Source organism: Streptomyces phytophilus (assembly GCF_013870535.1).
Classification (GTDB): Bacteria; Actinomycetota; Actinomycetes; order Streptomycetales; family Streptomycetaceae; genus Streptomyces; species Streptomyces phytophilus.
Window position 1 is genome coordinate 1 of the sequence record NZ_JACBXC010000121.1, and the last position, 9168, is coordinate 9168.

Genomic DNA, 9168 nt, shown 5'->3' on the forward strand with positions numbered 1-9168 from the left:
GGCACCGCCAGGTCCGTGCGCCCCGCGAGCCACGCCGCCGCGCCCGGCAGCGCCGCCCGTACCGCCTCCACCTCCGTCACCGCGCGCACCCTCTCGAACCCCGCCCGCATCACATACGGCTCTGCCGTGTACTCCACCGCCTCCGCCCGCCAGGACGCGAGGAACTCGGGCACCGGCAGCGTCGCGTACGGGTGGCCGTGGGGGTCGTGGAGCAGGACCGTCCCGTCGTCCGCGGCGAGTGCGACCACGTAGTGGTCGTTGCCGTCGTAGGGGCTGCCGCCGCTGGAGGGACCCCACGGGGTGCCGGGGTGGTACAGCAGCAGGCCCATGTCGACCGGCCCGACCAGCACCGGCCCCCGCGCGCAGGCCGCCCGCAGCCGCGCCGCCGCCTCGTCCGCGGACCCGCCGGAGGTGCGGTCGCAGCGCAGGCCGAGCAGGTCGACGGCGTCGTCGAGGCCGGTCTCGGGGTCCCAGCCGTACGGGTCGAAGAGGGGGACCGTACCGCCGAGGAGCTGGACGCCGAACGGCGAGCCGGTGAGCGTCTCCACCAGGGAGGGCGAGGGGGCGGGGGCGCCGAGGGACATGACGAGGGAGTTGGCGTAGCAGTAGGGGCCGGAGCCCGTGTAGTCGGTCATGAGTCCAGGCAACGGCCTGACACGGTGGGAGAGTCCAGCGCGCGGGGAGGGGACTGGGGGGCGGCCGCGGTGTGCGTGGCGGGTACGCGCCCGAGGAGCGTCACCGCGAGCGCGCCCAGTGCCAGCGCGCCGCCCAGCCACAGCACCGACCGCGTGCCGAAGCCGTCGACCATCCGGCCGCCCGTGAACGCCCCGAGGGCGATGGCCCCGTTGAACACGGCCACGAACAGCGACGTCGCGCCCTCCCGGGCCCGCGGGGCGGCCAGGCCCAGCCACGTCTGCGTACTCACGGACACCCCTCCGTACGCCAGCCCCCACACGACCAGCAGGACCGCCGCACCCGCCACCGACAGCCCGAGCAGCGGCACGAGCAGCAGGGAGCCGGCGAGCGTGGCGCCGATCACCAGCACGGTGCCGCGCAGCCGCCGGCCCACGCGGGCGCCGGCGGCGAAGTTGCCGGCGATACCGGCGACTCCGTACGCCAGCAGGAGGGCGCCGATCATCGACGGCCCGACGCCCGAGAGGTCCTCCAGGATGGGCCGTACATAGGTGTACGCGGCGAAGTGGCCCGTGACCAGCAGGAACACCACCGCGAGCCCGGTGGCCACCCGGCCGTTGCCGACCAGCCGCAGCACCCCGCCGAGCGCGACCGCCTCCTCGGCGGGCAGCGGCGGCAGCAGCACGGCCATGGCCGCGGTCACGAGCAGCGCCAGCCCGGCGACGACGAGGAACGCGGCGCGCCAGCCGACGAGTTCACCGATGTACGCGCCCGCCGGCACGCCCACGACGGAGGCGACGGCGACGCCGCTGAAGATGAGGGAGGTGGCGGGACCGACGGCCGCGGCGGGCACGAGCCGCACCCCCAGCCCGCCGGCGAGGGACCAGACGCCTCCGAGCCCGACGCCGACGAGTACGCGGGCGGCCATCATGACCGCGAAGCCGGGTGACCAGGCGGCGAGCACGTTGGCCGCGGCCAGGAGCACCATCAGGGAGCAGAGGACGAGGCGCCGGTCGAGCCGGCCGACGGCGGCGGTGACGAGGGGGGCGGAGAGCGCGGCGATGAGGCCGGTGACGGTGAGCGTCAGTCCGGCCGTGCCTTCGCTGACGTACAGCGAACCGCTGATGGGCGTGAGCAGACCCACCGGCAGCATCTCGGACGTGACCACGGTGAAGGTGCCGGCCGCCACGGTCGCCACGGCGGGCCAGCCGCCCGTGACGGGTGCTGCTGTGGGTGCGGATGCGGACAGCTCGTCGAGTTTCGCCATGGCCTCAGCCAAGCCGGGCGGGAGGGAGGGGAACAAGCGCGAAGTGTTCATGCTTCCATGAGGTGAGCTAATCGAACGGCGGCGCGTGACGGCGCCGCGCTGAGGGGCGGCACGGTATGGAGAGCGCAGGTCAGGGGGCTGAGGGCGGGAATCCGGCGGCGGTGGGAAGGGTGGAGATCCGCGAGCTGGAGTGCTTCCTGGTCCTCGCGGAGGAGCTGCACTTCGGACGTACCGGCGAACGGCTTTACGTATCGCAGGGCCGGGTCAGCCAACTCGTCCGCGCGCTGGAACGCCGTGTCGGCGCCCGGCTGGTGGACCGCACCAGCCGCCGGGTCGGGCTCACCCCGGCGGGCGAGGACTTCCTCCGGGCCCTCCGCCCGGCATACGCGGCGCTGCGGGCCGCCGTCGACGACGCCAGGACGGCGGCGCTGGGGGTCGGGAGGCCGCTGCGCCTCGGGTTCCAGGGGGTGGTGGGGTACGGATTCATGGACGCGGTCGGGGAATTCGAGGAGCGGTACCCGGGCTGCACGACGCGGATCACCGAACTCCCGCTGGCGGACCCCTTCGGGGCGCTGCACCGCGACGAGGTGGACGCGGCGGTGGTGCTGCTGCCGGTGGCGGAACCGACGCTGGTACTGGGCCCGGTGTTCTCGGTGGAGCCGCAGTACGCGGCGGCATCACGCCGGCACCCCTTCGCCGCCCGCACGGAGGTCGACGCGGAGGACCTGGCGACGACGCGGATGATCGGCGTGAGCGCCCCGGCCCCGGCCTACTGGCGGGAGGCCCAGGCCCCGGCACACACCCCGGCGGGCACACCGGTGCCACGGGGCCCGGAGGTGGCGACGCTGCAGGAGGGCCTGTCGCAGGTGGCGGCGAACAGGGGGGTGATGCTGCTGTGCAGGCCGACGTCGGAGTACCACCCGCGGGGGGATGTGGTGTATGTGCCGGTGAGGGGGGTGGGGGAGTCGGCGCTGGGGTTGGTGTGGCGGGGGGACAGGGAGAACGGGAGGGTACGGGCGTTCGCGGAGACGGTGAGGGGGAGGGGGTGAGGGGCGGGGTGAGAGGCGCGGGATGGGAGGCGGGACGGGGCTTCGGCCTTGCGGTTCTGGGCTGCGGTGCCCGTGGCGTTCTGTGGTGTGTGCCTGTGCAGTTCGGCGCTCCAGTGCCCGCGCCGTCCTACGCTCCCGGGCCCTCTCTGCCCTCTCTGCCCTCACTCCCGCCCTAGGGTATGCGCCTGGTCTGACAGCGCCGGGGTTTCGGCGGGGGCGGCGGGGCCCGGCTCCTTGGGGCTGGCGGTGTCCGGGGGTTGGCGTCGGGGTGGGGGCGGTGTCGCGTGGGCTCCCCCCGGGCCACCCTGCTTTTCAGTGTGGGCCTGCGTCCGGTGTCAAGGGCGTTCCCTCCGCTTCGCTGCGGGAACGTCGCTACGCGATGGGGCTCCGCCCCACCCATGACACCGGACTCCGGCCCGAAACAGGCCCGCAGCTAAGGGTGGCCCAGGGGGAGCGGCACCCCTTGAAGCCCATACGTCGCGGCCCTCGGACGACGGGGGCCGGCCGGTCGGCGGCGGGCCTGCCCCGTACGCGGACGGTCCCCGTTCCGGTGCCCGAACGGTGTCGGGGCCCTGTCCGGTTACCGGTGCGCCGGGCCCGAGTGGGGGCTTTCGGGCCGGGTGGGGTGTGGGGTGGCGCTGGGTGGGCGAAAGTCGGGCCGCGTGGGTGTTTTGCCCGGGTTTCTGGGCGGTGTTGCGGTGAGTTTGTGCCGGTGGCGCGCATTCCGGGCGGTGTGGGTGAGGGGTCGTGGGGCTTGGGGTGGGTGTGTACGTCTGGGGTGGCAAAAGTCGGGGCTGGGGGCCTGATTTGGGGCGGATCGGGGGGTGTTACCCCGAGTTACGGCCGCATTTCTCCGCTCGGGGCCCCGGGGCGGGCATCGTTGCTCGATTGGCGGGTGGGTGTGCGTCGACCGGTAGAAGTTGCCGTTGGGGTCTCGCTGGTGGCGTGGCCTGGGGCGGTGTCGCGAATGTGTCGGTCGGTCGCAAGCGCTGGAGGGTGGCCGGTCGCGTCGGGCGCCGATTTGCCACCCGGGTCGAGGCGGCTGTTCCGTTTGGAGGCAGATCGGCTGAACCCCCGTTTCCGGAGATCGTCGCCAGCCGGGCCGGTCCCGCTACGGGCTGGCACCCCGCCGACCAGGGCGTCCGCGGGCAGGGCGAGCCCGACCGGCCCGGGTTCCTCGCCGGGGCGGGGCACCGGCAACTGGGCGGTGCCCCGGCTCGGTTCGGGCACCCGGATCGGGGACTGTCCGCGTGCGGGGCGGTCCCGGTGCTGAGGGGTCGGCCCCCGTGGTCGGGGGGTCGGGGCGTATGGGGTTCGAGGGTGCCCGCTCCCCCTGGGCCACCCTTAGCTGCGGGTCTGTTTGGGGCCGGAGTCCGGTGTCAAGGGTGGGGCGGAGCCCCATCGCGCAGCGACGTTCCTGGAGCGAAGCGGAGGGAACGCCCTTGACGCCGGACGGAGGCCCACACTGAAAAGCGGGGTGGCCCGGGGGGAGCCCACGCGACACCGCCCCACCCCGACGCCCAACCCCCGGACGCCGGTTCACCCCAACGAACACCGCCCGCCCCCACGCCGATCCCCCGACGCCGGCTCCCTCCACACGCCACCTGCCCGCACCCGCCCCGCGTCCCCACGTACCCGCCCCACCCATGCACACAGCCACCCCGGGCCCCGGCACCCCGGCGCTGTCAGACCAGGCGCATACCCTAGGGCGGGAGTGAGGGCAGGGAGGGTAGAGAGGGTAGAGAGGGCGCGGGAGCGTAGGACGGCGCGGGCACTAGAGCGCCGAACGGCACAGGCGCGGCAGCCCAGAACGGCACAGGCGCGAGCGCCCAGAACGGCACAGGTGCGGCGGCGCGGCGTGGGCGGCTGGAGCGGTACGGGCGTGTTGAGCGGTTCCTGCGGGCAGGGCCGCATGCGCCGCGGTGGAGGTCAGGTCTGTCGCCACGTTTCCGGGTGCCGTTCCGCATTCGGGCCACCGCACCGTGACCCCCCGCCCATCTCGCTCCGACTTGCTCCCTCAGCGCTACCGTGGGCATCCACTGCGCAATGCGCCTCCACCGAACAGGAGCAGGCCGTGTCCGACTCCTACTGGGAACCGACAGGGCGGCCAGGAGACTTCGGTCCGCTGGCTCCCTGGACTCTGGCGCAGACCACCTACCTCGCCACCACCAACACCCCCGTTCGCTGCCTGCCCGTCGTTCTTCGCGGCCACGTCGTCGGGTACCTCTGGGCCTCCGAGACCGAAGGCGCCGCCTCCTACGTCGGCAGAGCGGGCGCCGGCGCAGTCGGGTTCGACGCCGGTGGGCCGTGGCATCGGCGGTTGGAAGAAGCCTGGGACGCCGGTTTCTCCGCGTGGGAAGCGCTGCAACTGTGGGTCGGTGAACCGGAAGACGCCCGCGCGGGCGCGATCCCGGCCGACGCCGAGGCTCTGGTCCTACCGAACTCCCAGGCCGCGCGGGGCCTCGCCAGCCACGCCGACAGCTACGACCGGCTCCCGTAACGGCGGGCTCAAGCCGCAAGTCCCGGCTGCCGCACCGGCCTTACGCAACCGGCCCGCCCCGGCCCCTCCCGGCCTCTCCCGGCGAAGGCCCTCACGCCTTCTCGATCGTGTAGTACACCTCGTATTGCCAGGAGGACGACGCGCCCGCGTCCCTGCTGCACGACCACTTCTTGTCGGTGCCCGCCTTGAGGTCCCTGATGGGAACATCCAGGGTGAATTGCCCCAGCTTGTCATCCGGGTCGAGTCCGCCGAAGACCGCAACCACCGCCGTGTGTGCCGTGGATACGAGCAGCGAGCCCGACGGGACCGGCAGGGCCTTCGCCGTGGCGGTGATCTTGCCTACCGCCTCCCCGCGCTTCTTCCAGTCGCCTTCCACGTCCTGGTCGTAGGCGGCAAGCCCGAGATGGAGCGTGCTGGCATCCGCGGCGGGGCCCTCGAAGACCACGCGCTGGTCGGACGGGAACGCAAGCTCCTGGCCGTCGTTGATCGCCATGGGAGTGGTCAGAACCGCCTGGGTCTTTCCTCCGGCGGCAGCGGCTCCCACGACGTAGAAGTCGTCAGCTCCGGTCTCGTCGTGGGTGTGGAGGCACTTGACGCGGTCGAGCGTGATCTTCAGATTCATTGCGCCCTTCCTATGCTGCCCGCGAGTGGTCTTCACTCCCGGCAGGCCGACGGCCCGCCGGACGCGCGTGTCTACGGACCCTCACAGCCGTGACCAGGGTGATCCAGCCTCACCCTGCCCCCGTGCGTGGCCCGTGATGCGCCACCCCGCGGAATCTCACTCCAACGGGAAACCTGTCACCGGCACACCGGCACACCGGCACACCGGCACACCGGCACACCTGCACAGCGGCACCGCCGTCGCCGCCGCGCCGACTCCAGCCCCCGCCCCCCAGCGACCCGCCCGCCCCGCCGCCCCCTCCCGGCGCGGGCCGGTCACCGGTCCCGTACTCCCGCCTCCCCTACCTGATGTTCCTCGTGTCCGCCTCCACCTCCGCCAGGTACTCCTCCATCGTCACCGGCCTCCCCCGCACCCCCGGCCGCCGTTCCCACGGCCGCGGCCCCTCCGGGCGGCGGTACTCCACCCCCAGCGCCTCCAGCCGGTCCAGGTGGTGTGCCAGCCGTTCCGCGAAGGCCGCCTCGTCCCGTGACGCCGCGCACCACACCGTCTCCGCGAACGCGCTCATCCGCGGGAACGCCTGGTAGTCCAGCGCCCGGACGTTGTCGATCGCCTCCGTCCACAGGCCGCACTGCGCGCCGATGACCAGGTCCGCCGCCGGGGTGCCCCGCAGTTCCTCCGGGACGGGTTCGAAGGCGTAGACCTCCTCCACCGGGAGGACGGTGCCCACGGGGACCGGTTCGTCCGCGGAGTCCGAGGCGCGGTAGTCGAGGTAGACCTGGCGGGCCGGGCTGGTGATCACCTGGTGGCCCTCGCGGGCCGCCCGGACCGCGCCGTGGTTGTCGCGCCACGACACGATCGTCGCGGCCGGCGGCAGGCCGCCCTCCAGGATCTCGTCCCAGCCGAGCAACTGCCGGCCGCGCGCCTCCAGGTGGGCCGAGACCTGCCGGATGAACCAGCTCTGCAGTTCGTCCTCGTTGCGCAGCCCCAGCTCCGCCATCCGCGCCTGCGCCGCCGGGCTCGCCTTCCACTGGTCCTTCGGGCACTCGTCGCCGCCGACGCAGATGATCGGGCTGGGGAACAGCTCGATCACCTCGTCGAAGACGTTCCGTACGAAGTCCAGCGTGCCGTCATCGACGTTGAGGATGTTCGACTTCACCCCCCAGCCCGTCTCCACCGCCAACTGCGCGCCCGTGTTGCCCAGTTCGGGGTACGCCGTGATGGCGGCCTGCGTGTGCCCCGGCACGTCGACCTCCGGTACGACGAGGATGTGCCGGGCCGCCGCGTACGCGACGATCTCGCGGATGTCGTCCTGCGTGTAGTAGCCGCCGTGCGGCCGGCCGTCGCCCGTCTCGTTCCAGCCGGGCTTCGACTCCGTGCGCCAGGAGCCGATCTCCGTCAGCCGCGGGTAGCGCTTGACCTCCAGGCGCCAGCCCTGGTCGTCGGTGAGGTGGAAGTGGAGCACGTTCAGCTTGTGCAGCGCCATCTGGTCGAGCACGCGCAGCACGTCGCGCTTGGTGAAGAAGTGCCTGGCCACGTCCAGCAGGACGCCCCGCCAGGCGAACCGCGGCCGGTCCTCGACCTCGACGCAGGCCAGCTCCCACGGGCCCTCGTCGAGCGCGGTACGGCGCAGGGTGTGCGGCGGCAGCAGCTGGCGCAGCGTCTGCACGCCGTAGAAGGCGCCGGCCGGGCCGCCCGCGGCGATGCGGATGCCGTCGGGGGTGATCGTCAGGCGGTACGCCTCCGCCCCCGCGTCCGGGTCCGCGGCCTGCTCGTCGTCGAGAGCCAGCTCGATCCCCCCGCGCCCCGGCGGCAGCGTGCAGCCCGTCCCGGGCAGGAGCTGTTCGCGCAGGACGCGGGCGACCGGGGCGAGCGCCGGATCGGCGACGTGCAGCGGGGTGTCCGGGCCCAGGACGTACGAGCCCGGACGGGGAGAGCTGCGCGACGGCGTGGGGATGATCAAGGTCGTTCTCCGTTCGACGGGTTGACGCTGGCGTTCTCCACTCCATATAAAGGGCTCCATCGTAAATATGTAAAGGACTCCATCGTTAGTCGTTGCGGCTGGTGGTGGGCACCGGGAGGGCGTGACGCATGGCATCGGCAGCGGAGCTGGGCGGGGATCTGTCCCGGCTGCGGCATCTCAACTCGCTGGCCGTCGTGGACGTCCTGCGCGGCGCAGAGCCGCTCACGCTCACCGCGGTCGCCGAGGGGACCGGCCTGTCGCGGCCGTCCACCAAGGACGTCGTCGGCCAGCTCGTGGAGCTGGGCTGGGTCGAGGAGATGGGGCCCGCGCAGGGCACCGTCGGCCGGCCCGCGCGGCGGTACCGGTTCCGTGCCGACGCCGGGCACGTCGCCGGCATCGACATCGGCGTGCACAGCGTGCGCGCCGCCATCGCCGACCTCGACGGCACCGTCCACGCCCAGACCCACCGCACCGTCGGCCCCGGCACCCCCGTCGACGACCGCATCGCCGCCGCCGACCAGGCCGTCGCCGACTGCCTGGCCGCCGTGGGCCTACGGCGTACGGACCTGTGGGCCGTCGGCGCCGGCACCACCGGCATCGTGGACCGCGCCGGCAAGGTGCAGTACTGCGCCGGCGTCGCGAACTGGACCGGCGTCGACCTCGCCGACCGCATCGGCGCGCTCTTCCCCTGCGCCGTGCAGATCGACAACGACTCCCGCCTCGCCGCACTCGCCGAACGCGAGTGGGGCGTGGCCAAGGGCGTCGACGACACCGTGTTCCTGCACGCCGGCCGGCGCACCGGCGCCGCGCTGGTCGTCGGCGGGCAGGTGCACCGCGGCTTCGGCGGCGTCGCCGGCGAGGTCGGCATGCACCCCGTGACGCACTGGGTGACCGCCGCCTCGTACCTCCACGACTGCCCCGCCGTCCCCCCGGACGTGCCCAAGAGCGACGCCGCCAGGCACACCTTCGCCGCCGCCCGCGGGGGCGACCCCATCGCCGTCGCGGCCGTCGAGCGGTACTGCGACGACCTGGCGCTGGGCACCTCGGCGATGGTCATGACCCTCGACCCCGAGCTGGTCGTCCTCGGCGGCGCCTTCTCCCGGGCCGCCGACGTGCACACCAACGGGGCGCTGAGCA

6 protein-coding genes and 1 pseudogene are annotated in these 9168 nt (G+C 73.5%); 3 read left to right on the top strand and 4 right to left on the bottom strand.

What is annotated here, in order from left to right:
• Both H5J30_RS09380 and H5J30_RS09385 read right to left on the bottom strand, forming a co-directional pair.
• Positions 1 to 635: pseudogene (locus H5J30_RS09380) on the bottom strand (hypothetical protein); the annotation flags it as partial.
• Entirely contained in the window at positions 632 to 1831 is a 1200-nt protein-coding gene (locus H5J30_RS09385) for an MFS transporter (RefSeq protein WP_181786885.1), read from the bottom strand. The pseudogene H5J30_RS09380 and the gene H5J30_RS09385, both read right to left, overlap by 4 nt.
• Before the next feature lie 230 nt (positions 1832 to 2061).
• Here H5J30_RS09385 and H5J30_RS09390 point away from each other — a divergent pair, with 230 nt between their 5' ends.
• Both H5J30_RS09390 and H5J30_RS09395 read left to right on the top strand, forming a co-directional pair.
• A complete protein-coding gene (locus H5J30_RS09390) occupies positions 2062 to 2949 on the top strand; it encodes a LysR family transcriptional regulator (RefSeq protein ID WP_181786887.1) in 888 nt (295 codons plus the stop codon).
• Positions 2950 to 5023: 2074 nt separating this feature from the next.
• Entirely contained in the window at positions 5024 to 5449 is a 426-nt protein-coding gene (locus H5J30_RS09395; protein ID WP_181786877.1) for a hypothetical protein, read from the top strand.
• Positions 5450 to 5540: 91 nt separating this feature from the next.
• On the opposite strand, the gene H5J30_RS09400 is transcribed toward H5J30_RS09395, so the two are convergent.
• Positions 5541 to 6071: a hypothetical protein gene (locus H5J30_RS09400; RefSeq protein WP_181786879.1), complete on the bottom strand. Its 531-nt coding sequence runs from the start codon at positions 6069 to 6071 to the stop codon at positions 5541 to 5543.
• 340 nt (positions 6072 to 6411) lie between these two features.
• The gene (locus H5J30_RS09405) at positions 6412 to 8031 is read right to left on the bottom strand and encodes a beta-N-acetylhexosaminidase (protein ID WP_181786881.1); all 1620 of its coding nucleotides are present in this window, start codon (positions 8029 to 8031) and stop codon (positions 6412 to 6414) included.
• Positions 8032 to 8159: 128 nt separating this feature from the next.
• Between H5J30_RS09405 and H5J30_RS09410 the strand changes: the two genes are divergently transcribed.
• A partial coding sequence (locus tag H5J30_RS09410) for an ROK family transcriptional regulator (protein WP_181786883.1) occupies positions 8160 to 9168 on the top strand: 1009 nt, incomplete at its 3' end.